The sequence below is a fragment of the Thalassobacillus devorans MSP14 genome (assembly GCF_000496835.1).
GTDB lineage: Bacteria > Bacillota > Bacilli > Bacillales > Halobacillaceae > Thalassobacillus > Thalassobacillus devorans_B.
In genome coordinates this window covers 227,625-251,674 of the sequence record NZ_KI543237.1, presented here as the reverse complement: position 1 = coordinate 251,674, position 24,050 = coordinate 227,625, and the positions used below count along the sequence as shown (strand labels likewise).

23 protein-coding genes are annotated in these 24,050 nt (G+C 42.3%); 19 read left to right on the top strand and 4 right to left on the bottom strand.

What is annotated here, in order from left to right; genetic code table 11:
- Positions 1-34: 34 nt before the first annotated feature.
- From prfB to P855_RS20850, 18 genes are all read left to right on the top strand, one after another.
- Positions 35-1,136 (top strand): peptide chain release factor 2 gene (prfB, locus tag P855_RS0111730; RefSeq protein ID WP_152526231.1). Its coding sequence is split into 2 segments (ribosomal slippage): positions 35-106 and positions 108-1,136, totalling 1,101 coding nucleotides; the frame shifts between segments, so codons are not numbered across the junction.
- Between the two features lie 229 nt (positions 1,137-1,365).
- Complete coding sequence (locus P855_RS0111725; protein WP_028783754.1) at positions 1,366-1,638, top strand: YhdT family protein; 273 nt, start codon at positions 1,366-1,368, stop codon at positions 1,636-1,638.
- On the top strand, positions 1,635-3,083 hold the full coding sequence (gene panF, locus P855_RS0111720; protein ID WP_028783753.1) for a sodium/pantothenate symporter: 1,449 nt from the start codon (positions 1,635-1,637) through the stop codon (positions 3,081-3,083). The genes P855_RS0111725 and panF overlap by 4 nt, the downstream gene beginning before the upstream one ends.
- 69 nt (positions 3,084-3,152) lie before the next feature.
- Positions 3,153-4,031 carry a UTP--glucose-1-phosphate uridylyltransferase GalU gene (galU, locus tag P855_RS0111715; protein WP_028783752.1) on the top strand — a complete coding sequence of 293 codons (879 nt, stop codon included), beginning with the start codon at positions 3,153-3,155 and terminating at the stop codon, positions 4,029-4,031.
- A gap of 250 nt (positions 4,032-4,281) precedes the next feature.
- Positions 4,282-5,121: a YitT family protein gene (locus P855_RS0111710; protein WP_419177278.1), complete on the top strand. Its 840-nt coding sequence runs from the start codon at positions 4,282-4,284 to the stop codon at positions 5,119-5,121.
- A 67-nt stretch (positions 5,122-5,188) separates the two neighbouring features.
- Positions 5,189-5,548, top strand: a complete 360-nt coding sequence (cccB, locus tag P855_RS0111705) for a cytochrome c551 (RefSeq protein WP_028783750.1) — start codon at positions 5,189-5,191, stop codon at positions 5,546-5,548.
- Positions 5,549-5,825: 277 nt separating this feature from the next.
- Positions 5,826-6,512 carry a cell division ATP-binding protein FtsE gene (gene ftsE / locus P855_RS0111700; protein ID WP_028783749.1) on the top strand — a complete coding sequence of 229 codons (687 nt, stop codon included), beginning with the start codon at positions 5,826-5,828 and terminating at the stop codon, positions 6,510-6,512.
- The gene (gene ftsX / locus P855_RS0111695; protein WP_028783748.1) at positions 6,502-7,398 is read left to right on the top strand and encodes a permease-like cell division protein FtsX; all 897 of its coding nucleotides are present in this window, start codon (positions 6,502-6,504) and stop codon (positions 7,396-7,398) included. The genes ftsE and ftsX overlap by 11 nt, the downstream gene beginning before the upstream one ends.
- A gap of 75 nt (positions 7,399-7,473) precedes the next feature.
- A complete protein-coding gene (locus P855_RS0111690; protein ID WP_028783747.1) occupies positions 7,474-8,838 on the top strand; it encodes a murein hydrolase activator EnvC family protein in 1,365 nt (454 codons plus the stop codon).
- 133 nt (positions 8,839-8,971) lie between these two features.
- Positions 8,972-10,498, top strand: a complete 1,527-nt coding sequence (locus tag P855_RS0111685) for a S41 family peptidase (RefSeq protein ID WP_028783746.1) — start codon at positions 8,972-8,974, stop codon at positions 10,496-10,498.
- 85 nt (positions 10,499-10,583) lie between these two features.
- Complete coding sequence (locus P855_RS0111680) at positions 10,584-11,768, top strand: PDZ domain-containing protein (RefSeq protein WP_051353190.1); 1,185 nt, start codon at positions 10,584-10,586, stop codon at positions 11,766-11,768.
- Positions 11,769-12,546: 778 nt separating this feature from the next.
- Positions 12,547-13,278 carry a sulfite exporter TauE/SafE family protein gene (locus tag P855_RS0111675; RefSeq protein ID WP_028783744.1) on the top strand — a complete coding sequence of 244 codons (732 nt, stop codon included), beginning with the start codon at positions 12,547-12,549 and terminating at the stop codon, positions 13,276-13,278.
- A gap of 23 nt (positions 13,279-13,301) precedes the next feature.
- Positions 13,302-14,681 (top strand): sensor histidine kinase, encoded by a 1,380-nt coding sequence (locus P855_RS0111670; RefSeq protein WP_037986024.1) that lies wholly within the window; start codon positions 13,302-13,304, stop codon positions 14,679-14,681.
- Positions 14,681-15,361, top strand: a complete 681-nt coding sequence (locus tag P855_RS0111665) for a response regulator transcription factor (RefSeq protein ID WP_028783742.1) — start codon at positions 14,681-14,683, stop codon at positions 15,359-15,361. The genes P855_RS0111670 and P855_RS0111665 overlap by 1 nt, the downstream gene beginning before the upstream one ends.
- A gap of 74 nt (positions 15,362-15,435) precedes the next feature.
- Positions 15,436-15,702, top strand: a complete 267-nt coding sequence (locus P855_RS0111660; RefSeq protein WP_028783741.1) for a hypothetical protein — start codon at positions 15,436-15,438, stop codon at positions 15,700-15,702.
- Positions 15,703-15,853: 151 nt separating this feature from the next.
- The gene (locus tag P855_RS22705; RefSeq protein ID WP_051353189.1) at positions 15,854-16,093 is read left to right on the top strand and encodes an SHOCT domain-containing protein; all 240 of its coding nucleotides are present in this window, start codon (positions 15,854-15,856) and stop codon (positions 16,091-16,093) included.
- 22 nt (positions 16,094-16,115) lie between these two features.
- Complete coding sequence (locus tag P855_RS0111650; RefSeq protein ID WP_084315686.1) at positions 16,116-18,251, top strand: heavy metal translocating P-type ATPase; 2,136 nt, start codon at positions 16,116-16,118, stop codon at positions 18,249-18,251.
- Positions 18,252-18,377: 126 nt separating this feature from the next.
- The gene (locus P855_RS20850) at positions 18,378-19,913 is read left to right on the top strand and encodes a multicopper oxidase family protein (RefSeq protein ID WP_037986020.1); all 1,536 of its coding nucleotides are present in this window, start codon (positions 18,378-18,380) and stop codon (positions 19,911-19,913) included.
- A gap of 138 nt (positions 19,914-20,051) precedes the next feature.
- Here the strand turns inward: P855_RS20850 and P855_RS0111640 are convergent, their stop codons facing one another.
- The 4 genes from P855_RS0111640 to P855_RS0111620 form a co-directional block, all read right to left on the bottom strand.
- Positions 20,052-20,354 carry a hypothetical protein gene (locus P855_RS0111640; RefSeq protein ID WP_028783738.1) on the bottom strand — a complete coding sequence of 101 codons (303 nt, stop codon included), beginning with the start codon at positions 20,352-20,354 and terminating at the stop codon, positions 20,052-20,054.
- Between the two features lie 103 nt (positions 20,355-20,457).
- Complete coding sequence (locus tag P855_RS0111635; RefSeq protein ID WP_028783737.1) at positions 20,458-21,072, bottom strand: class I SAM-dependent methyltransferase; 615 nt, start codon at positions 21,070-21,072, stop codon at positions 20,458-20,460.
- Positions 21,073-21,300: 228 nt separating this feature from the next.
- Complete coding sequence (locus P855_RS0111625; protein WP_028783736.1) at positions 21,301-21,600, bottom strand: rhodanese-like domain-containing protein; 300 nt, start codon at positions 21,598-21,600, stop codon at positions 21,301-21,303.
- 83 nt (positions 21,601-21,683) lie between these two features.
- On the bottom strand, positions 21,684-22,685 hold the full coding sequence (locus P855_RS0111620) for a F510_1955 family glycosylhydrolase (RefSeq protein ID WP_037986018.1): 1,002 nt from the start codon (positions 22,683-22,685) through the stop codon (positions 21,684-21,686).
- Between the two features lie 189 nt (positions 22,686-22,874).
- Here P855_RS0111620 and P855_RS20845 point away from each other — a divergent pair, with 189 nt between their 5' ends.
- Positions 22,875-23,990, top strand: a complete 1,116-nt coding sequence (locus P855_RS20845; RefSeq protein ID WP_051353188.1) for a D-alanyl-D-alanine carboxypeptidase family protein — start codon at positions 22,875-22,877, stop codon at positions 23,988-23,990.
- Positions 23,991-24,050 lie beyond the last annotated feature (60 nt).

Here is a 24,050-nt window from a genome sequence, read left to right as displayed (position 1 = left end):
TCCAAGTACGTATTTCAATTAAGAGGTGATTGTTATGGATATGGCGGAAATTCGTCATGAATTAGACAATATGGCTAAGCGATTAGCGGACTTCAGGGGGTCTCTTTGACGCCGAACAAAAGAAGGCACGTATCGCAGAGCTTGAAGAAGAAATGACTGCCCCGAAGTTTTGGGACGATCAAAACACAGCTCAAAAAGTAATTAATGAGGTCAACGGTCTTAAAGAAATGGTCCATACACTGGAAGATCATGAAGAAACGCTTGAAAACCTGGAAGTTTCCTATGAACTGGTCAAAGAAGAAAATGATGAAGAGCTTGCGACAGAGTTGGAAGAAGATGTCAAGCAGCTGAATAAAGACTTGAACCAGTTTGAACTCAACATGCTGTTAAGTGAACCTTATGATAAAAATAATGCCATCCTGGAATTGCACCCTGGTGCTGGTGGTACAGAATCACAGGACTGGGCAAGCATGCTTTTACGTATGTATACCCGCTGGGCAGAACGAAAAGGATTCAAAGTGGAGACAATGGACTACTTACCTGGCGATGAAGCCGGCGTAAAGAGTGTTACGCTGATGATCAAAGGTCATAATGCATATGGTTATTTGAAAGCGGAAAAAGGGGTGCACCGCCTCGTCCGTATTTCCCCCTTTGATTCATCAGGGCGGCGCCATACTTCCTTTGTATCTTGTGAAGTAATGCCGGAGTTCGATGACCAAGTCGAAATTGATGTCAGGACTGAAGACTTGAAAATCGACACCTATCGTTCCAGTGGTGCCGGCGGTCAGCACGTCAATACGACGGACTCGGCAGTTCGAATCACGCATACACCGACCAACACTGTGGTGACCTGCCAGTCTGAACGTTCTCAAATCAAAAACAGGGAACAGGCGATGAAAATGTTGAAGGCAAAGCTTTATCAGCTGGAAATTGAAAAGCAACAGCAAGAACTGGATGAAATTCGCGGAGAGCAGAAAGAAATTGGCTGGGGAAGCCAAATCCGCTCCTATGTCTTTCATCCGTATTCTATGGTGAAAGACCACCGGACCAATCTGGATATCGGGAATACACAAGGGGTAATGGATGGGGATCTTGACCCATTCATCAACGCCTATCTTCGCTCGCAAATGAATTAACCACCCAAGACCTCGCTCTGATTTTTAGAGCGAGGTCTTTTTCTCGGGTAAACCATGAGGCGAATTATTTTATATGGTCCAGGAGTTATGGATGTGGGATGATCCTGTTTTTAGATTTCAATTACCTTTAACGGACCCATTAAATAAGTTTTTAGCTTGTTTATGATGAAAAATCTATCATTTCCACTTACAATATAAGAAGTATTTTGAAAGAGAGGAGGGACTTATGATGTCAAAAGATAGCGAATATTTTCGGATTGCTCACCGGGAAGCATGGATTGGTGTGGTGCTGGCAGTTTTCAATTTCATCTGGTGGTTCGGGTTTGCTTATGGGTTAGGAGGTAAATCTCCATCATCTTACCATTACATACTTGGTCTTCCGGCCTGGTTTTTCTATAGTTGTGTGTTGGGTTTTATTGTGATGGTAGTACTCGTTACGGTCGTGGTTAAGTTTTTATTTGTCGAAGTCCCGTTTGAGGAAGAGAAAGGGGAAGAGTCATGAATTGGTCTGTGATGATCCCTCTTATAATTTTTCTTATCCTGATTTTCGTGATTGGTTTCTGGGCAAGTAAATATGTAAGGATGACCGATTCTTCTTTTTTAGCAGAATATTTTCTCGGGGGACGGCAGCTGGGTGGATTAATTCTTGCGATGACCATGATTGCGACATACGGAAGTGCCAGCAGCTTCATTGGAGGTCCTGGAGTTGCCTACACGGAAGGGCTTGGCTGGGTACTGTTGGCCATGTCCCAAGTAGTCACAGGCTATTTTGTATTGATGGTTCTCGGTAAAAAATTTGCAATTATGAGCCGCAGGTATCACGCTGTAACATTGATTGATTTTCTAAAAGGGCGGTATCAGAGTAAATGGGTCGTACTGGTTTCAGCTTTCAGTATCATACTTTTTTTGTTTTCCGCCATGGCCGCACAATGGGTTGGTGGTGCGAGACTGATTGAATCGCTAACTGGTTTGAGTTATATATCGGCATTATTCATTTTTGCGGTCTCTGTTTTGATTTATGTCATCCTAGGCGGTTTTCGAGCGGTAGCTTTGACAGATACGGTCCAGGGGATTGTCATGCTGTTCGGTACGCTTGTCCTGTTGATTGCTACCATCATTGCGGGGGGCGGCATCGATAGTATCATGACGGATTTGCGGTCGGAAAACCCTAATTTGATTACGCCATTTGGAGCTGAGGGAACTCTTTCGGCAAGTTACGTATCTTCTTTTTGGATACTGGTAGGTGTGGGAGTGGTTGGTCTTCCTCATGTCACCGTTCGGGCGATGTCTTATAAAAATTCCAAAGCCATGCATCGGGCTTTGATCATTGGTACCATCGTGGTAGGTTTCATCATGCTCAACATGCATCTGATCGGGGTATTTGCACGTCCTATTCTGCCAGGCATTGAGGTTGGTGATAAGGTCATGCCATTGATTGCCCTAGAAGTTCTGCCAGCCTGGCTTGCCGGTGTGGTGCTGGCTGCTCCGATGGCGGCAATCATGTCCACAGTGGACTCCTTACTGCTGGTTGTCAGTTCAGCTGTCGTCAAAGATGTGTATTTGAATTATGTTGAACCGAAAGCTACTCATAAAAAGGTAAAGAAGCTTAGTTTTACTATTACTGCCTTGCTTGGAATACTCGTATTTTTAATGGCACTAAATCCTCCGGATTTATTGATATGGTTGAACTTATTTGCTTTCGGAGGTTTGGAAGCAGCATTCATCTGGCCGGTCATCATGGGACTTTACTGGAAAAAAGGGAATAAACATGGCGCTTTGGCTTCCATGTTAATCGGAATCCTTTCCTATATATTATTTCATCTTTACCTTCCAAACCTATTTGGATTACACACGGTAGTCGTACCGATCATTCTTTCACTGGCTGGCTATGTGGCTGTCAGTCTTGCTACCCAAAGAAGCGGTGAAGAATCATGGATACAAAGTTAATCAGTAGTTAAATGCACGGGCATTTGCTATGCTGAAAGAAAACATTTGTTGGGATGAGGCGATATAGTTATGAAGGTTAAAAAAGCGATTATACCGGCTGCAGGACTCGGTACCCGTTTTTTACCGGCCACGAAGGCGATGCCTAAAGAGATGCTTCCGATAGTAGATAAACCAACTATCCAATATATTGTCGAAGAAGCTATTGCATCTGGCATTGAAGACATCATTATTGTGACGGGAAAAGGCAAGCGGGCAATTGAAGATCATTTTGATCACGCGTTTGAGCTGGAGGAAAGTCTTTATAAAAGAGGGAAAATGGATCTTCTTGAAAAAGTAAAAGAGCCGGGAGAAGTGGATATCCATTATATCAGGCAAAAAGAACCGAAGGGACTCGGTCATGCGGTCTGGTGTGCGCGAAAGTTCATTAGCAATGAACCGTTTGCGGTTCTCCTTGGCGATGATATTGTCCAAGGAGAAACCCCGTGTTTGAAGCAGTTGATTGAACAATACGAACAAAAAGAATCCTCCATTATCGGTGTTAAACAAGTACCAGAAGAGGAAACTTCCCGTTATGGTATCATTGCACCGAAGTCACAAGGTGGCAGGAGCTACGAAGTGGAGAGTTTTATTGAAAAGCCTCCAGCTGGACAGGCGCCTTCTAATCTTGCTATTATGGGTCGATATATCCTTACTCCGGAAATACTGGATTTGCTGGCAGACCAGGGGGAAGGAACAGGCGGTGAAATACAATTGACAGATGCGATTGGGCGATTGAACAGCTTCCAAGGTGTTTACGCCTATGAATTTGAAGGCAAGCGTTTTGACGTGGGTGATCAATTCGGTTTCATCCGAACGACTATCGAAATGGCTTTGAACAGGGACGACATGCACGAAGATATCATGGAACTATTGAAAAAAATCGTAGATGAAGAATCACTACAAATGTAAAAAATTCTTGCTGGAGGGACGAATATCCCTCCAGCTTTGTTTTTATCCCAGTTACTGTCCAGTTGCTTTTATGCGCTTTACCGTGTTAATACGTTATTTTATTGTCGTTTACAGCGTGTGCTTCCAGTGTTATACTCCTATCTCGTGAGCGATAGATAATGGAGAATAGAAGGATTATTACTGTGCAGAATGAACATACATGAGGTGGATAGTAATGATGATGATGGCAAATCGATACCGCAGGGAACCTATGCCGGGTATACTGCGGCATTTTTTGGAATATAGCTTTGTGATAATCGGATCTTTTTTTGTGGCTTTAGCATTTAACGTCTTTTTACTTCCTAACAATATTGCATCAGGTGGGGTTGCCGGCATCAGTACCATCACAAAAGGAGTCTTCGGCTGGGAGCCAGGCCTGGTGCAAGGTTTATTGAACGTACCCTTATTCATTACAGGGGTAATCATACTTGGTAAAAACTTTGGACTGAAATCTTTTGTCGGAACACTTATTCTTCCGCTTTTCGTTTACCTGACAAGCGGGTTGTCACCAGCTACGCCAAATCCTTTATTGGGAGCTATTTTCGGAGGCATGGGCGTGGGGCTGGGCCTTGGCATTGTTTTTCGTGGCAGAGCCTCGACTGGAGGAATTGATTTAGCAGCTCAAATCATTCATAAATATACGCACCTGCCGTTGGGAATAAGCTTAGCAATGCTTGATGGTATGATTGTTACTACTTCAGCCGTTGTTTTCTCCGTGGAAGAGGGTTTATATGCATTGATCGGTTTGTTTGCTACCAGCAGGACCATCGATTTTGTACAAGTTGGCCTGAACACTTCAAAAAATGTCATGATTATATCCGAGAATGTCGAAGAAGTACGAGCAGCGATTTTGAATGAAATTGATCGTGGAGTCACAGTGCTTGAAGGTTCAGGCGGATACACGGAACAAAGCCGAAAAGTGATCATGTGTGTGGTCCAGCAGAACGAATTCATCAAATTGACACAAACTGTTAAAATGATTGACCCGGAGGCATTTGTTGTGGCAATGAACGCCACAGAGGTTCTAGGCAAGGGTTTTAAAACTTCCTGAATTGGTTATAATATTCTTGATGGTGTATACGCTATCATAAAACTACTTCGATTGGGGGAGTAAAGAAATGAAGAAAGCGTTAATGGCTGTACTTTTTGGTTCTGCGCTAGTGCTCGGAGCATGCGGTGGCGGCGGAGATGAAGGCGCTGAAGAGAATGGCGGCGGCGATGCCGGTACAGAAGAAAACGGTGGCGGCGGTGAAGTTGACACTGCAGCTGCTGAACAGGCTTTTCAGGAAAGCTGCGCAAGCTGTCATGGCGGTGATCTTTCTGGTGGTGCGGGCCCTTCTCTCAAAGAGGTTGGATCCAAGTATTCCAAAGAGGAAATTCTTGAAATCATCAAGAACGGAAAAGGTTCTATGCCTGCCGGGCAAGCTACTGGTGAAGATGCAGAGATGATTGCTGGCTGGTTAGCTACTCAAAAGTAAAAAAGGTAATACTTAACAAAGAAGCTTGAGCACTTGCTCGAGCTTTTTTGTGTTTTTTACAATGAAAACCGCCAGCATCATTTGTCGATTCGTGGCTAATATTGCAATTTTGTTAAGCAATAAGTCAATTTGAAATGAAAATGTAATAATTTTGTGTCATAAAAAGGCGAATGATGATGTTATAATGTTTATGGTTATCCAGCAGAATTCAGATTTGGTAAATATATGCTTAAGCAACAGGAGAATTACAACAAAGGAAAATAAAGGTGATTTTTATATGATAGAAATGCAATCTGTTTATAAGACGTATCCAAATGGGGTTACGGCTTTGAATGGAATAGATGTACATATAGCTCAAGGCGAGTTTGTATATGTAGTAGGTCCAAGCGGGGCTGGGAAGTCGACGTTTACACGATTGATGTTCCGTGAAGAGAAACCGACCAAAGGCACCGTATTAGTGAACAATATTAATCTTTCTAAATTAAAAGAAAGGAAAATCCCTAAACTTCGCCGCCAAATCGGCGTGGTGTATCAGGATTTCCGTTTACTTCCTAAACTATCAGTCTATGAAAACATCGCTTTCGCACTTGAAGTGATAGAAGAGTCGCAAAAAAACATTCGAAAGCGGGTCATGGATGTATTAGACCAGGTTCGGCTGAAAAACAAGGCACGGTTTATTCCGGACGAGTTGTCGGGTGGTGAACAGCAGCGGGTATCGATTGCTCGTGCTATCGTCAATTATCCGAAGCTGCTGATTGCCGACGAACCTACAGGAAACCTTGATCCTGAAACCTCATGGGAAATCATGAGCATCTTAGAGGAAATAAATGCATCAGGAACTACCGTAGTGATGGCTACTCATAGTAAAGATATTGTCGATAAAATGAGAAAACGGGTCATAGCCATTGAAGATGGATTGGTAGCGCGTGATGAACACCGGGGTGAGTACGGTTATGAAGCTTAGGACAATGGGCAGACATTTTCGTGAAGGCAGCAAGAGTGTATGGCGTAATGGCTGGATGACTGTTTCATCCGTCGGGGCAGTAACCACCACACTGCTACTTGTCGGTGTATTCCTTGCATTGATGTTGAATTTAAATCAAATCACGCAGGAAGTTGAAAAGGATGTAGAAATTAAAGTATTGCTGGATCGGACACTTCAGGATGATCAGGATATCAACCGTGTCGAAAAAGAGTTGAAGTCGATTTCAGATGTAAGAAGTGTCAAGTTTTCTTCTAAAGAGAAGGAACTGGAGCAGTTGATTGAAAGTATGGGCGACGAAGGGAAAGCCTTTGAACTATTTGACCAAAGCAACCCACTGAAAGATGCTTTTGTGGTGAAACCTTCAGATCCCACCGAGACCATAGCGGTAGCGGATAAGATCAAAAGCATTAAAGGAGTTTCAGAAGTCAACTACGGAGAAGAAATCGTCCAAAGACTTCTTCAGTTCAATGAATATGCACGGACCATCGGTCTGGCTTTAATTATTGCGCTCGTATTTACGGCTATATTCCTGATTTCCAATACGATTAAAATCACAATTATTGCCCGTAAAAAAGAAATAGGCATTATGAAGCTGGTTGGAGCGACAAACGGTTTCATTCGCTGGCCATTTTTCATTGAAGGAATGCTTCTGGGAGTTCTCGGGGCTATCATCCCGATTACGGCAGTTGTATCAGGTTATTATTACTTGTATTACAAGCTGAGAGATAAAATTCAATTCGAGTTTATCCAGCTGCTTCCTTTCGATCCATTTGCATGGCAGCTTTCTTTATTGATTCTCGGCATCGGAGTGTTTATTGGAATCTGGGGAAGCGTCATGAGTGTACGTAAGTTTTTGAAAGTATAACGATAATTATATTATCCGGTGTATTAGATAGAAAAACATGATTTGAATAGTTAAAATTTGGGGAGGAACCAGGAGATGAAGAAGTTTTTCACTGTCTTAACTACAGTAATGGTGACAGCAACCACTCTTTTCTCAACAGGTGAAGTATTCGCCAACAGTGAACTGGAAGAAATTAAGAAAGAACTGAACCAATTAGAACAAGAAAAGGGAAATATAAATTCCGATAAAGCTTCTGTCAGAGATGAAAAAAGTAAAACAGAAGACAAGATAGAGAAGAACCTTGCAGAGCAGGCAGACACAGAGGAACAGATTGCTGCTTTGGATCGGAAACTATCAGATACACAGGAAAAGCTGAACGCCAAACAAGCTGAAATCAAAAAAACGGAAGAAGAAATCGCTAAATTAAAAGAAGAGATCAAAGCATTGAAGAAACGTATTGCCAAGCGTGAAGAAGTATTGACGGATCGCTTGAAATCCCTTCAAAGCAACGGAGGAAATGTAAGCTACTTAGAGGTTCTTTTAGGAGCACAGGACTTTGGTGATTTTCTGGACAGGGCCAGTGCGGTAACTACAATCATGGACCAGGATAAAAACATCATGGATACCCATATTGCAGAAAAGAAAGAACTGGAAGAGAAGAAAAAACAAGTAGAAGAAAAGATGAAGCAGCTGAAAGCACAGAAAAAACAGCTGGAAGATTTGAAAGCGCAACTTGATAGCCAGAAAAAAGAAAAGAAAGAGCTATTAAAGAAACTGGAAAAGCAGCATGAATCCCTGCATGAACATAAAATGTCACTGGAAGAAGAAGAGAAAGTATTAAGAGACCAGGCTGCTGCAATCGAAAAAGCAATGCAGCAGGCAGGTCAAAAGAAAAGCCAAATTGAACAGGAAATTGCCCGTCAAAAAGAATTAGAGCGTCAGGCACGACTGAAAAAACAACGTAAAAAAGAAGAAGCCGCACGTAAAGAGCGTGAGCGTTTAGAGGCGTTGCAAGCACAGCAGGAAGAGAGCCAGCCACAACAGACTTCAGCCAGTGCAAGCAGCAGCTCAGGTGGCAGCGGAATCTTCAGCTGGCCTGCATCCGGGCGTTTAAGCTCCGGTTATGGCACGCGCAGTTTAGGCAACCATTTAGGAATTGATATTGCCAATGGTACCGGCACTCCAATCAGTGCAGCTGCAGCTGGAACAGTTACGCGTTCTTCCTATTCCAGCAGTTATGGTAATGTTGTATATATCTACCATCCGCAGTATAATAAGACTACCGTATATGCGCATATGTCCAGCCGTGCTGTTTCCCTTGGTCAGTCCGTAGGTAACGGGCAGAATATTGGAGCTATGGGTAATACCGGACAATCTTTCGGCAGCCATTTACACTTTGAAGTACACAATGGTTCATGGAGCCATAAAGGCGGCATCAATCCAATGCCATACCTTAATTAAATAAATCATGGTATTACCAGGACATGCAGTTCATAAACTATAATAGAAAAAGGCATCGCACAATTCGGTGTGATGCCTTTTTCTGCAATTACGAGCTACCCCATGGAATTTCTAATGATAGAGGGTGAAAATGATGAATTTGAAAAAAAGTCATGTCGTCATTCTGCTGGTGGCCGCGTTGCTGCTTGGAGCTGCCGGTTCGTTTTTTGGCATTAAGCTTGCTCAATCAGAACCAGGCGAGCCTGCGGATAACAGTGGACAAACCGATCAAAAAGCAGAAAGCTTTGCTGACTTGAGTGAAAGTGAGCGCCAAAGTATATTAGAGAAGTTCGCAGCTTCTAATGGGAAGAATGGCAACGGTTCAGCAGACATGAAGAAAGTGGAGCAGGCCTATAATATCATCCAGGAAAATTATGTGCAGGATGTAGAAAAAAAGCAGCTGATTGAAGGTGCGATACAGGGGATGCTCGAAACCCTGGACGATCCATATAGTGTATATATGGATAAAGAAACAATGAAGCAGTTCGATCAATCCATAGAATCTTCATTTGAAGGAATTGGTGCGGAAGTCAGCATGGTCGATGATAAGGTGACGATTGTAGCTCCTATCAAAGGTTCACCTGCTGAAGAAGCAGGCTTGAAACCGAATGATCAGATTCTTGCAGTAGATGGAGAAAGTGTAGAAGGTCTTGATCTATACGAAACTGTTTTGAAAATCAGAGGGGAAAAAGGCACAGAAGTAAGTTTGAAAATTGACCGGCCAGGTGTTTCCGACCCGCTTACCATAAAAATTGTCCGCGACGATATCCCTCTGGAAACCGTGCATTCTGAAATAAAAGAAGTAGACGGCCAAAAAGCGGGAGTAATTGAAATTACCTCTTTTTCAGAAAAGACCTCTGATGAGTTCAAAAAAGCCTTGGATGAATTAGAAAGTAAAGGCATGGAAGGTTTAATCATAGATGTACGAGGAAATCCTGGCGGTTTATTTACGGATGTGCAGGAAATCTTAAAGAATTTTATCCCAGATGATGTACCATATGTACAAGTCGAAGATAAAAATGGGAAAAAAGAACGTTATTACTCCAATACAGAAAAAAAGAAGGATTATCCCGTAACGGTACTTATGGATGAAGGCAGCGCATCAGCATCCGAAATATTGGCGGCTGCCATGAAAGAAGCTGGCGGTTATGAACTGGTCGGTGAAACTACTTTTGGTAAAGGTACGGTCCAACAGGCAATTCCAATGGGGGATGGCAGTACGATAAAAATAACCTTGTATAAATGGTTGACTCCTGAAGGGAACTGGATCCATGATAAAGGCGTCAAACCAACCATTAAAGTAAAGCAGCCTGCATATTTTTATACGAATCCAGTGGAAATAGAGAAGCCGCTGAAATTCGATCAAAATAGTGAAAAAATAAAAAATATCCAGTTGATGCTGAAAGGTCTCGGTTATGAATTAGCACGTACGGATGGATATTTTGATAAGAGTACAGAAGAGGCCGTCGAGAAATTCCAGAAAGAGGAAGGTCTTGAAGTGACTGGCGTGATCGATCAGAAAACGGGTGGTTCTATTGAATCTAAAATAGTGGAACTGATCCGCGACGAGAAGAACGATAAACAAATGGAAAAGGCCCTGGAGGTTTTATTCCAGCAGTAAAGCAGGATTTAACAAATGTATAGCGAATTATATCCGTAGTCACTGACTGCGGATATTTTTCTGCTTACATAAGGAGGTATGAATAGTGGAAGTCTGGCTGCAAGAGTTAGCGAATGTTGGAAAAAGATTATTAACGCTACCGCTTTTTTACTGGTTTTTTATATTCGGTATTATCATTTCTATTAAGAGAATTACCATTGAGAGAAGTATGTTCGGTATCCGCGTCTTTGATATATTTGCCGAGATGAAGGGTACCTGGAAGGTTGGTTTTTCTGCTGGTGGACTCTTATCTGTCGTTATGATTGGAGCTGGAATCGTCATACCTTTTCCGGTTATTTTACTGATCAGCACGGTGATTTTGATAGTAAGCTTGACAATGCGCCTTGATTTTTTGTCAGCAGCTTATACATTTGCTATCAGTTATGGTCTCATTTTTTCGCTACAAGAATTTTCACTCCCTATTTTGCCTGATAGATGGGAGAATATGATTGACAGTGTATCATTGACTGCGGTTGGTGTGCTGATGGCAGTAATATTATTAGTAGAATCTTTATGGATGTTAAGGTTAAGTCAAAAAGAGACCTTCCCTGAATTAATAGCTGGGGCACGAGGGAAGTGGATCGGACAACATCGCTTAAAAAAACTTGGCTTAATTCCTTTTTTTGTACTAATTCCTGGCGGGGCTATCTCATCGTTTCTACCATGGTGGCCGCTACTTGACATAGCTGGAAGTGGTTACGGGTTAATGGTGGTTCCTTTGATGGCTGGCTTTGAACTTAGAACTAAAGGGCAGCATCCTGTGGCAGCTGCGAAAAAGGCAGGGACGGGTTTGTTTATGGTTGCCTTAATGGTGTCGGCCCTTATTATTGCAAGTTATTGGTGGGAGTGGCTGGCTTTCGTTGCAATTGGAGTTGCGGTCATCGGTAAAATGCTCGTCAGCATGCTCCATCGAATCCGTGATAATAGGCGTACTTACTTTTCTGCCAATGATGATGGTTTGAAGGTACTTGGGGTGATTAAAAACAGCCCGGCTGCTCAGATGGGGGTAGAAGTAGGAGATCAGATTGAGCGTGTTAACCAAAGAAAAGTGACAAATGAAGATGAGTTCTATTACGCTTTACAGGTGAATCGGGCACTGTGTAAAATCGAAGTCCGAGATAGCAGAGGAGAAATCCGTTTCTCCCAACGTGCCATGTATGAGAACGACCCACATGAGTTAGGCTTGTTATTTGTGAAAGAAAATGTAAGAAGAAAAGCGGCATCCCATTAAAATCAATAGAAAAATGTCTTCAGCAACCAGAGCGTATAAGAATGGAGTTAATTTTAATTAACAGAACTTTTAATTCTCCGTGTTCATGACATATAAGCTCCCTTTTCCTGAAGACTCAGTTTCGAGATTATAGGTAGCGATTATGGCGGCTGGGAAAACGGATCGCTTTCCGTGGGCATGTGGTGAGCTTCCTCAGGCTTCGCCTTGCGGGATCTCACCGCTCATGTTCATCCCACAGGAGTCTCACCGTTTTCCTGGCCGCCATATGATTGTAAGAATCTCGAAACACCTATCAAGAATGGTGTGCTTTTGAAGCAGAAAATATGACCAATTCGGCATAGAGACAGGGTTTTTCTCAAATTCAGGTAAGGAAATTCAAAAGAGATTTCGATAATCTCATGTGGCAAGGGGCGTAGGGGAAGGTTGAGACTCCTGCGGGAAAGGATAGACTGGCAAGACCCCGCAGAGCTTTAGCTCGAGGAGGCTTGCCGGCTTCCCCGCGGAAAGCGAATCCTTCCCCAACGCCCCTAAACTCGACCAAACATCTCGAAATCAAGTCTTCCATAATCCGGCCATTTTATTGAATAAGTTTCTTGTAAGAAATCAACAATACACCGCCTGATTTTTAAAGAATATATGGTTATTTCTATGATGTCCGTACTATTTATGGGGCATCTTTTTTTGCTACTACCTTTATAAAACCTTTATAGGAAAATGCATGGTTTCTGCAAAATTAACTACTAATATGAAACTGTCATAAAAAGGGGTGGTACCGTTAATGTATGAGATTTTGAACTGGGTCAGCAGGGTGGTAATGGAACCGGTTATCCGGTTTTCATACAGTGTACAGGAGTGGCCGTTATTATATACGCTGGTGCTTGGACTTGTAGGTGCAGCTGCTCCATGTCAATTGACAGGCAATATTGGCGCCATCACCATATATGGTAATCGATCACTACGTGAAAAAGTACCATGGGGTTCTGTTGGAATGTTCATGATTGGGAAAATCATCGTTTTCTCAGGACTTGGATTTATCTTCTGGTGGCTCGGCAGGGACATCTTCCAGAACTTACAAGCCATGTTTCCCTGGATGAGAAAAGCGATAGGGCCTTTATTAGTAATGATCGGCATCTACTTATCAGGTCTGATTAAATTCAATAAGACGGTGACCTTACTTAAATTACCGGAAAGCCTAACGAGTCGGCATTCACCATGGGGCAGCTTTTTCCTGGGGGTTGGATTTACACTGGCTTTTTGTCCGACCATGTTCGTGTTGTTTTTCTTTACATTGATGCCAATTGTAGTAGCGACACCTTATGGCAGCATTATGCCCCTGGTTTTCGGTGTAGGCACTTCCATTCCCCTGTTGATCTTCATCGGTTTGATTGCTTATTTTGGGTTAAGTGGTAACCTATTAAGAAAAGGCCGCCGTGTCGGTACTATAGTACAGCGGATTGCTGGTATATTATTAATCATCGTTGGAATTTTAGATACATGGACGTATTGGTAGAATAAAGAATAGAGGCTGTTATTATGCTGAATAAACTCTCATTGAAAGTGGCATTGATATTTTTTGTGTTCATTATGATTGTAGAGGTGCTGCTTTTTTCAGTACTTTATACTAATCTCGTTTCCAATCAGGTGGATGAGGTGTTAGAAGGGTTGCTTGCCCGAGGGAGCAGCCATAGAGACGTGCTGGAAAAAAGTTTCGATGACATCACCTTGAATCATGTGTCTCTGATGGAAACAGAAGCTGCTACTGATGTCATCATTACAGGGAAAAATGGAGAAGTCCTTTCTAAATCTACAGAAGCTACAAATGAAATTATTCAGCTGATTGAGCATGAAAACACTATCAGTCATGATGGCAAGGTCATTGAAGATAGATGGCGAACTGCTCCTTATATTGCAACAGTGTCTCCTATAGTCATAGAGGGGGAATTAGTAGGTCACGTTTATATGTTTTCTCCTTCTGACGCTGTTCAAAGCGTGGTGAATGAGCTAACCAGACAATTCGTCATCATCGGCTTGCTTACGGTTTTGTTGACAATTATTACAATATTTATTTTAACAAGATTCCTAACCTTGCCTTTGATTCATATGAAACAAGTAACAGAACGGATGAGCACAGGCGAAACTGACATTTCACTTGAAGCAACCAGCCGTAAAGATGAATTGGGGGAGCTTGCCAGCGCTATCCAGACATTAGCCAGAGAACTAGAGCATTTGAAACGGGATCGTAATGACTTTTTAGCGAATATCGCTCATGAATTGCGGACTCCGCTTACTTATATAAAAGGATACGCTGATATTGCAGGCCGAAGCAGTTTATCCCTGGAAGAACGGGGACATTACCTGGATATTTTAAAGGAAGAGTCTGAACAATTGACCTTATTGGTCAAAAACCTTTTTGCCTTGGCTAAAATGGATCAAAACCAGTTTTCCATCGTTCCGGAAAGAGTGAAGCTGTGTGAGTCATTGGAGAAGGTAGTAAAACGACTGCATCCAGTATTTGAAGAAAAAAAGGTGAAGCTTGACTTAAATTGCCCTATGCATGTTATAGCACTTGTGGATCCGGAACGTTTCCAACAAGTTATGCTTAACTTGTTGGATAATGCCTTAAAACATTCCCCAGCTGGAGCAACAATAGGTATTTTATCAGAAATGTATCAGGGGAAAGCTGTGGTGGAGGTAAGTGATGAAGGGAGCGGCATTCCGGAAGAGGAATTACCATTTATCTTTGACAGGTTATACCGTGTAGACAAATCCCGGTCCAGGGCAAGTGGCGGCTCGGGGTTGGGGTTGGCGATTGTTAAAGAAATCATCCGGCTGCATGACGGTAAAATAACTGTGAATAGCAGCCTTGGGCAAGGAACGACTTTTAGGATGGAGCTGCCGGGAGGGGAAAAGTAATGACAAAAGCTTTATTAGTAGACGATGAACAACGGATGCTTGATCTGCTACGGCTATATCTGGCACCTGAAGGATTTCATTGTGAACAGGCTTCCTCTGGAGAAGAAGCGGTGGAAAAGGTAAGTAAAATTTCGTTTGACATCGTCCTTTTGGATATCATGATGCCGGGAATGAGTGGCTGGGAGGTTTGCGAATCAATTAGGGAAATCTCTGAAGTGCCTATCATCATGGTGACAGCTCGGGAGCAAAAGGAGGATATCGTCAAAGGATTGAAGCTGGGAGCGGATGACTATATAACCAAGCCGTTTGATGCGGATGAGCTGATTGCCAGAATGGAAGCCTTATTAAGGAGAACCGGGAAAGAAAACAGTGTAGAAATTGATGGCCTTAAGTGGGATGGAGACAATCATCAACTTACATATCAGGGAAAGCCTATCAAATTGACACCGAAAGAATTTGCGGTCATTGGATATATGATGAAGCATCCGAATCGAGTTTACGACCGTCATCAATTGATTGAACTGATCTGGGGGTTTGACTCTGATACAGAAGGAAGAACCATCGATTCCCATGTCCGTAATATGCGGGAAAAAATAAGACAGTCCGGATTTCCGATCGATGACTATTTTCAAACGGTATGGGGTGTCGGCTATAAATGGATACAACCCTCGAAAAGTTAATAAATTTGTCACGTCTTCTCAATGATTTCTCCATAATTACAGGATAAAGTGAAAGTAAGAAAGGAGGGATGGTTGTGAAGCGGAAATTGTTGGCAGGGATAACAGCTATGACTTTAGTACTGGGGCTTGGTAATGTCGTTTTGGCTCATGGGGATGGACCAGGACAAGGATCAGGGCAAGGATTCTGGCAGGGAAGCTTTGAAGAAATGCTTCCTTTTATGAAAGAAATGCATCCGGACTTCAATGATACACAATTGGAAGACATGTACCAGGATTGCCATGGCCAAAACAGCCCGAACGGACCAGGTAATACCGACAGAGGAATGATGAATAATTTTTAAATTAGAAGAATGGGATAATCCCCATTCTTTCTTCATTAAAATGTCAGACAGTTGATTTATTGGACTGTCTTTTTTCATATACATTTATGATTAGAATAATACCCACCGTGGAATGGGTATAATATGAAGATGAAAAAGGAGCGAGATATTTATGATGAATGGCGGTGGGATGAACGGAGGGATGGGAGGTTTTTTTGGCTTTGGATTTATTTGGATTCTGATCATCATTGCTATTATTGCTATAGTAATTTGGATGATGAAACCAGGTACCAGTAATAAGCCGGACCATACCTCGAATACTAAACCTCTGGATACATTGAAAGAAAGATTAGCGAGAGGAGAAATTTCGGAAGAAGAATACGATCGTTTAAAACGTAAATTAGAAGAATAATCCAGAAGAAAGGAGCATCATGATGGCTGATAAAGACAAACAGAAAGAAAATAATCAGAATCATCTTCTCGAGCAAGAAGAGCATGTTAATCATGAACATCACGATGATCAGCATCATCATGAAGGACATGAAGAGCATGGACATGAAGAGATTGGACATCATGAGCACCATGAGCACCATGAAGGGCATGAAGGCGGCCATGATCATCATGATCACGACCATGGAGACATGGTAGCTGATTTTAAGAAACGATTTTACATTTCATTACTATTAACCGTGCCGATTTTAATACTATCTCCAATGATCCAGGGTTTCCTCGGTGTGGATTGGAGCTTTCCATTTGATCAATGGATTTTATTCGGTCTTTCTACCATTGTATTTTTCTATGGTGGCTGGCCATTCCTTACCGGCGGTCTCAGTGAATTGAAGCAGAAAAACCCTGGTATGATGACTTTGATCGGATTAGCGATTTTCGTGGCTTATGGTTACAGTTCACTCGTCGTATTCGGGTGGAGCGGAAAGAATTTCTTCTGGGAGCTGGCAACGCTTATCGATATCATGCTATTAGGTCATTGGATCGAAATGCGTTCCATCATGGGAGCTTCCAATGCTCTGGAAGAATTGGTCAAGCTGATGCCGAATGAAGCGCACCGTGTCAAAGAAGATGGTGAAACAGAGGATGTTGCTGTTTCTAAGTTGAGCACTGGTGATATCGTTTTAGTAAAACCAGGTGAAAAAATCCCGGTAGATGGTGTCATTACTGAAGGAAAATCAGCTATTGATGAATCGATGCTGACCGGGGAATCCATGCCTGTAGAAAAAAATGTCGATGAAGAAGTTATCGGAGGCGCAGTCAACCAGGAAGGCTCCCTTAAAATCGAGGTTCAGAAGACAGGAGATGACACTTATCTTTCTCAAGTCATCACCTTAGTAAAAGAAGCCCAGGAATCGAAGTCGAAAGCCCAGGACTTAGCGAACCGGGCGGCAAAATGGTTATTTTATATCGCCTTAGCTTCTGGCTTCGGCACTTTGTTCATCTGGCTCGCGTTAGGCTATGCGTTCGATGTCGCCCTGGAGCGGATGGTTACAGTCATGGTCATTACTTGTCCCCACGCGCTTGGACTGGCTGCACCGCTTGTGGTAGCTGTTTCAACTTCAATTTCTGCAAGAAAAGGCTTATTAATCAGGAACCGTACCAATTTTGAAGGGGCACGTGAGTTGAATGCCGTTGTCTTTGATAAAACCGGTACCCTGACAAAAGGGGAGTTCGGTGTTACTGACATTATTCCTGCAGGCTCTCATGACGAAGAAGAAGTCCTGCTATGGGCTGCGAGTGCCGAACAGAACTCCGAGCATCCACTTGCAGAGGGCGTGCTTCACAAAGCCCAGGAAAAAGAATGGAAGCTGAAAGAAGTATCAGATTTTGAATCGATGACAGGCAAAGGCCTGAAAGGAACGGTAGAAGGTAAAGAAGTACTCGTAGTCAGTCCCGGTTATGTCAATGAGCGTTCGTTTGACTATGATAAGGACCAATTCAATTCCCTTTCTGAAAAAGGAAAAACGGTTGTCTTCGTAGTGGTCGAAGATGAATTGATGGGTATGATCGCGTTAGCAGATATGGTCAGAGATACTGCCAAAGATGCCATATCTGAATTGAAAGCAATGAACATCCACCCGATTATGCTGACAGGTGATAATCAAAAGGTAGCAGATTGGGTGGCAGAACAGGTAGGAATTGATGAAGTCTATGCAGAAGTACTTCCGCATAACAAATCTGACCAGGTTAAAAAAATCCAGCAGAAAGGCTGGAAGGTTGCCATGACAGGAGATGGTGTCAACGATGCTCCTGCTCTGGCTACAGCTGACTTAGGAATTGCTATCGGGAGCGGTACGGATGTGGCAATGGAAACAGCTGATGTGGTATTAGTAAAAAGCAATCCAAAAGACGTAGTAAGTATCATAGATCTATCGAAGAAAACGTACCGGAAAATGGTACAGAATTTATGGTGGGCAGCTGGCTATAACATTATTGCCATTCCACTTGCGGCGGGCGCGCTCGCATTTATGGGGCTAATATTAAGTCCTGCTGTCGGGGCAGTACTGATGAGTCTGAGCACCGTCATTGTGGCAATCAACGCCAAACTATTAAAAGCTTAATAAGAGAGGCTGTGTGAGAGTTATTCTTGCACAGCCTTTCATGTTTTATTTACAAAATCTGCACGATATCTGCACTGTTTTCGGGTATTAATTGTACAGTCAGAAAAAATGATGAGGTGAAGCAAGATGAACAGGAAAATTATCGGGTCGGTCAGTATTCTTATATTATTAGGCATAGGGGTCGTTCTATTTTTTAACTCCCCCTTTTATAACAACAACAGCAGCCAGTCTTTACCTGAAGGGATTTTGGAAGAGGAAGGGACAAGTATTTTAGATATAGGCAACCAGGAGGCTGGAGATCGATCCGTAAAAACATTCGATCTGACAGCTCAAGAGACGGAATGGGAGTTAGGAAATGGTGAAACTGTGAACGCATGGACATATAATGGGACAGTGCCAGGGGAACCTTTGCGTGTGACGGAGGGAGACTTCGTAAGAATCAATCTGAAAAATGAGCTGGATGTCCCTGTTACTATTCACTGGCATGGGGTTCTGCTGCCAAATAAAATGGATGGTGTTCCAGGTCTGACTCAAAATGCTGTGCAGCCGGGCGAAACGTTTACGTACGAATATATTGCTGAGGACGCAGGCACCTATTGGTATCACTCCCACCAGCACAGTTCCACACAGGTGGATAAAGGTTTGTATGGCTCCCTGGTGGTTGAGGAAAAAGAAAAAGAATATGACCGCGATGAATTTTACATCCTTGACGAATGGGCTGTTAATCAAGAAAAACGAGATATGTCCAATATGGGCGGTATGATGATGGGGGCCATGTCCGGCGATGGGGAAGCTGATACACAGCAAATGTACGATACTTTCACCGTTAATGGAAAATCAGGAGAAGGCATTGATCCACTTGTGATCAAAGAAGGGGAGACGGCACGGCTCCGTTTCGTAAATGCAGGCTTCCAACAGCACCAGTTAGTTTTCCCAAAGGGTTCGATGAAAGTAATCGCCAATGATGCAGAAAAGGTAAATGGAAAGAAAGGTTCTTCAAATGTATTGGAAATTGCTCCAGGAGAGCGAATAGATGTCGAATATACGAAACAAAATAGTGAATCAGAAGTCATTGCACAAAAAACAAATATTGAAAATGCAGAAGAAATGAGAATACCCGTGGTGACAAAAGAAAATGCTGATCATCCATCTGACCAGATAAATATTGCTTCAAGCTCCGAAATAGCCACGGGTGTTACTTATGGAAGTGAAGAATTGATTTTTGAAGAGACACCTGACCCTGATGTCACATACAATATGGATTTAAGTATGGGAATGAATATGGGCCAAGGAATGGCCTTTCAAATCAACAATGAAGTTTTCCCGGAAACCCCTCCCATCAAAGTAGAAAATGGTGATATCGTAAAAGTGAACATTACGAATTCTGGAAGAATGAACCACCCGATGCACTTACATGGCCATAGGTTCCAGGTCGTATCTAAAAATGGAACGGCTTTAGACAATCCTATCGTCAAAGACCTGATACATGTAAAGCCTGGTGAAGAATATACGGTATATTTTAAAGCGAATAACAAAGGTGAATGGCTGTTTCATTGTCATGATAACAACCATGCAGAACGCGGTATGGTAACGATTGTCGATTACCAGGGAGTTTATTCTCCATTTGAACTTGGTGGAAAGTATGAAAACCATCCACAATAACTATGAGAACTGAATAAAGGATAAAAGACTGTCTCACTATAGTGGCTAGACAGTCATTTTTAAAACCTAGTAATGTTAAAATAAGAGCAAAATGAAACAACCCCTGAAGAAATTTTATATTCTTCAGGGGTTGTTTTTCTATTCCATTGGCTCAAAGTTAGAGCTTGGTTTGGCTGCATGCGTACCATGCATAGATGCCATCATCTCTTTGATTTCTGTGTTTGTCATTTCCGGTTTTACTTCTTCCATCGCTTTCTTTACTTGGCCATAATTGACTTGAGCATTAGTTTCCTGCATCATTTCACGCATTTCTTTCATCATTTCCATGTGCTGTTCACTATTGACTTTTGGTTGCTCGCTATCACTATGTGCCTGTACCCCAGTTACTCCACTTGTAGCAGCAATTCCTAAAGATAATACGCCAATTACGAATTTTTTCAAAGTAATCATCTCCTATTTTCAGGGCTTTCTGGGTCCAATAATACCGTACCCGGTTTTTGGTAATGGTTAAACGATATTAGAAAAAATTAAAGCTATATTATTGTTATTTATTCGGAGAAAGAATCAGCCTTCGCATAATCGTGGTCATCAGGAATTCTTCACTTTCAATTTTCATCCCTGCTTTTTGGATATTATCCATCGTTTTCCGATTTATATTTGCTCCTACAATGTGCAGGCCAATCGGGTTTAAAAAATCCATCATTTTTCCGGCAAGTTCATTTTCACTACGCATATGCTCCAGCATGATGATTTTTCCATCGGGTTTGATGACCCTTCGAATTTCTTTTAAGCCTTGTACGGGGTCTGGCACAGAGCAAAAAACGCAGGTAGAGACTACGGTGTCGAATGTATTGTCCTGGAATTCCATCTGCTGTGCATCCATTTCCAGCAACTTGAAATTTTGAGGCATCTTCTCCGCTTTTACTCTTGCTTTCCGGAGCATTGCCGGACTGAAGTCTATTCCTGTGACCTCAACTTGAGGTGGATAATATTGAAGGTTGGAACCAGTTCCAATTCCAACTTCTAATACTTTTCCATCAGCATGTTGGAGCAGTTCTTCCCGCCATTCTTCACGAATCATACGGTCCATAAGGTCAAATACGCTGGAAATACGGTTGTATCTCTGTTTGATCGTGTCGGTATGCTGCTTATTTGCCATACTTTAGTCCCCTTTTTAAATCTAGTATAACAACTTTGTGCGCTATTATAGGAGAATGAAATGCTTATGATTCTTTTTCACGTCTGCGCAGTTCATGAGTGGATGCATATTGGTGCGCCTTTAAAGGATACTGTCCAGCGTGGTTCCGGCCAAGAGAAGAAATCCCCCCAGTTCAGTAACTCTTCATGAACAACAAAAGCTGGCCTACCGCCAGCTTTTGCAACATCTTTATTGAGTGACTTCTCCGTTCCATTCGTGCATCCCGCCATCCAGGGTTTTAGCCTGATAGCCTTGCTCATTTAAAAAGTCGGCAGCTTTGTCACTTCGTTTTCCGGATGCACAGACAGTGATATATTCTTTATTTTCATCAAGCTCATCCACTTTATTTTCAATTTGGTGTAGAGGAATATGAATGGCATCAGGAATCATGCCTTCTTCGACTTCCTCGTCTGTTCTTACATCAAGCACTTCCACATCTGCCTGATTGCGTTTCTCGTCAGCTGTCTCTTGGTTGATTTTTGTTGCCATTAAAATACCTCCTTATGATTTGTTATATAATAAATGTACCTCGACAGGTATAAGGAGAAACGTAATTTTATATGACAATTAAATTACTTAGTAAGCGGTTTTCCCTGGTCGATGATTTGCTGCCAATTTGAACCTCTATTGGTAGTTCTGTATGCATTGTTTGTCTCCCCGTTACTTGAAAGAATAGTGAACTCTTTCTCGGCAGCATGGTTCTTAGCAATGTACAAAATAGCTTGCTGTCCGATATCAGGCAACGAGATCGTTTCCGTGGAACGATCTTTCAGATTTACGGCTCCCATAGCTGGTTCATTGGAATAAGTAGAGTAATATAAGGTATCCTCTTCGAAAAATAAAGCTGTACCCTGGGTGTTTTCTTTAACCGACTCAAAAGACTTCCCGCCATCTTCACTCAGGTAGACACCGTTTTTGGTGGAAGCGGCAATAGTATTCTCATCTGTTGGATGGACAGCAATAGCGTAAGGGCTGGTGCTTAATCCTTTAGCAGCTACGGATTCCCACGTTTTGCCATCATCTAAACTGCGATAGAAACCTGCCTCAAGCTTGGAGTTCGGCTGGAGGTTCATAAGGTAGATAGCATGGTTTTTATAACCGACTCCCATCGTATGAAAATCGCTTTCCCCTTCAAAACCAAGATTCTCCATAGTTTGGCCGCCATCAAAACTTTTCTTAAGGCCTAAAGGGTTTGGCAAATCAGAGTCTTTACCTGGATGACCGGAAGTATAAAAACCGCCCTCCACCGCATTGAATCCCATATAATCATTATATTGTCCTTTTGTTTCCTGCCATTTCCCATTTTTATAAAATTTAAGGCCGGTATGAGAAGCAAATGCTACCCCATTCTCAGGATTCATATAGCCGATGCCATGGACATGATTGACAGAACCATCAAAAGGCTGAAGGAATTCAGCCAGATCACCATTAGATTGATCCTGGGACTGACTCTTTTGGGAATCTGTTTGTTCTGTTTTGTCGTTCTGTGCATCTTCATTTTCTTCACTTTGGCTACAGCCTGTAAGGATTACGCCTATACTGAGACTTGTTATTATTAATAGGTTTTTAATCATAAGCAGCTCCTTCGTAAGAATATCATATGGACAAATTATATTTAATTTTTGTGGAGAATTTATGCAGAAAAAGGTTTTTCTTTTATGGGGAATGATGCTTCCTGCATCTTCCTTTTTCAATTTCTAGTTCATCATATATAATCAGGAAAGAAGAATGTCAGAATATGACGAACGCTGGAGGATATGATAATGAACCGGATTTGGATTCATGTGTTGATTTATGTCCTGTTGTTTACCTTCTCCATACAGGAAGGAATGGCAGCAGAGGATAAGCAGCCAGTAACAAACAGTGAAGCAGTTATTTTAATGGATGGGAAGAGCGGTCAGGTTTTATACGAAAAAAATAGTGATAAAAGAATGTACCCCGCTAGTATCACAAAGATTCTTACCGGCATCATTGCTATCGAACAGGGGGAACTGGAGGATAAGGTGACCGTGAGCGAGAGAGCAAGAAATGTGGATGGTACCAGAGTGTACTTGAAAGAAGGGGAAGAAGTCCCACTCAAAAAATTGATCCAGGGCTTGCTGATGAATTCCGGTAATGACGCTGGAATTGCCATTGCCGAGCATTTGAGCGGAAGTGTCGAGAATTTTGCCCAGGTGATGAATACCTTTGCTGAAGAAAAAGCAGGTACAGAGAATTCCAATTTCACCAATCCTCATGGGTTATTTAACAAAGATCATTACGTAACAGCAAGGGACATGGCAAAAATAACTAAATATGCCATGCAAAATGAAACTTTCAAAGAAATCGTAGGAACAAAAAAGCTGAAATGGAATGGAGAAGAATGGAAAACGACAATCATCAACCACAATCGTCTGTTGTGGCGTTACGATGATGCCACCGGGGTGAAGACCGGGTGGGTTACAAAATCAGGTCATACCTTGGTTGGTACTGCTGAACGCGGTGGTATGGAATTGATTGCCGTCGTACTGAAGGCGAAGAATGCCGAACAATCCTATAGGGAGGCTGGTAACTTATTTGATTATGGGTTTGAAAATTATGAGTCAGCTGCAATTCCTGCTGGAACCACTTATGAACAAGATGGGGTGGTATACGAGCTGGAAGAATCCCTTTCCTATACCAGGAAAAAGGGGACGGTAATGACAGAAAAAGTGACAAGAAAAGGATATCTGCTGGTTGAAGCAGACAATGGAATTTTGACGACAGGAAAATTATCAAAAGTGTCTGAAACAAGCGGGGAACCAGTAGGTACGGAGAAGGGTGAGGAAGTAAAAGATAAGGATTTATCCTGGAAGGATGCCATTTTTCAATGGTTTGCAAGTCTCTTTTCTACGAAATGATCATAAAAAAGCTGTCACTGGAGAAGGTTGTTAAACTTTTCTGTGACAGCTTTTTTCATG

What these genes read in the sequence shown, in the direction of transcription:
- P855_RS0111725 (WP_028783754.1), top strand. Translation starts at nt 1,366, where the DNA reads ATGTCAAAAGATAGCGAATATTTTCGGATTGCTCACCGGGAAGCATGG.
- panF (WP_028783753.1), top strand. Translation starts at nt 1,635, where the DNA reads ATGAATTGGTCTGTGATGATCCCTCTTATAATTTTTCTTATCCTGATT.
- galU (WP_028783752.1), top strand. Translation starts at nt 3,153, where the DNA reads ATGAAGGTTAAAAAAGCGATTATACCGGCTGCAGGACTCGGTACCCGT.
- P855_RS0111710 (WP_419177278.1), top strand. Translation starts at nt 4,282, where the DNA reads ATGCCGGGTATACTGCGGCATTTTTTGGAATATAGCTTTGTGATAATC.
- cccB (WP_028783750.1), top strand. Translation starts at nt 5,189, where the DNA reads ATGAAGAAAGCGTTAATGGCTGTACTTTTTGGTTCTGCGCTAGTGCTC.
- ftsE (WP_028783749.1), top strand. Translation starts at nt 5,826, where the DNA reads ATGATAGAAATGCAATCTGTTTATAAGACGTATCCAAATGGGGTTACG.
- ftsX (WP_028783748.1), top strand. Translation starts at nt 6,502, where the DNA reads ATGAAGCTTAGGACAATGGGCAGACATTTTCGTGAAGGCAGCAAGAGT.
- P855_RS0111690 (WP_028783747.1), top strand. Translation starts at nt 7,474, where the DNA reads ATGAAGAAGTTTTTCACTGTCTTAACTACAGTAATGGTGACAGCAACC.
- P855_RS0111685 (WP_028783746.1), top strand. Translation starts at nt 8,972, where the DNA reads ATGAATTTGAAAAAAAGTCATGTCGTCATTCTGCTGGTGGCCGCGTTG.
- P855_RS0111675 (WP_028783744.1), top strand. Translation starts at nt 12,547, where the DNA reads ATGTATGAGATTTTGAACTGGGTCAGCAGGGTGGTAATGGAACCGGTT.
- P855_RS0111670 (WP_037986024.1), top strand. Translation starts at nt 13,302, where the DNA reads ATGCTGAATAAACTCTCATTGAAAGTGGCATTGATATTTTTTGTGTTC.
- P855_RS0111665 (WP_028783742.1), top strand. Translation starts at nt 14,681, where the DNA reads ATGACAAAAGCTTTATTAGTAGACGATGAACAACGGATGCTTGATCTG.
- P855_RS22705 (WP_051353189.1), top strand. Translation starts at nt 15,854, where the DNA reads ATGATGAATGGCGGTGGGATGAACGGAGGGATGGGAGGTTTTTTTGGC.
- P855_RS0111650 (WP_084315686.1), top strand. Translation starts at nt 16,116, where the DNA reads ATGGCTGATAAAGACAAACAGAAAGAAAATAATCAGAATCATCTTCTC.
- P855_RS20850 (WP_037986020.1), top strand. Translation starts at nt 18,378, where the DNA reads ATGAACAGGAAAATTATCGGGTCGGTCAGTATTCTTATATTATTAGGC.
- P855_RS0111635 (WP_028783737.1), bottom strand. Translation starts at nt 21,072, where the DNA reads ATGGCAAATAAGCAGCATACCGACACGATCAAACAGAGATACAACCGT.
- P855_RS0111625 (WP_028783736.1), bottom strand. Translation starts at nt 21,600, where the DNA reads ATGGCAACAAAAATCAACCAAGAGACAGCTGACGAGAAACGCAATCAG.
- P855_RS0111620 (WP_037986018.1), bottom strand. Translation starts at nt 22,685, where the DNA reads ATGATTAAAAACCTATTAATAATAACAAGTCTCAGTATAGGCGTAATC.
- P855_RS20845 (WP_051353188.1), top strand. Translation starts at nt 22,875, where the DNA reads ATGAACCGGATTTGGATTCATGTGTTGATTTATGTCCTGTTGTTTACC.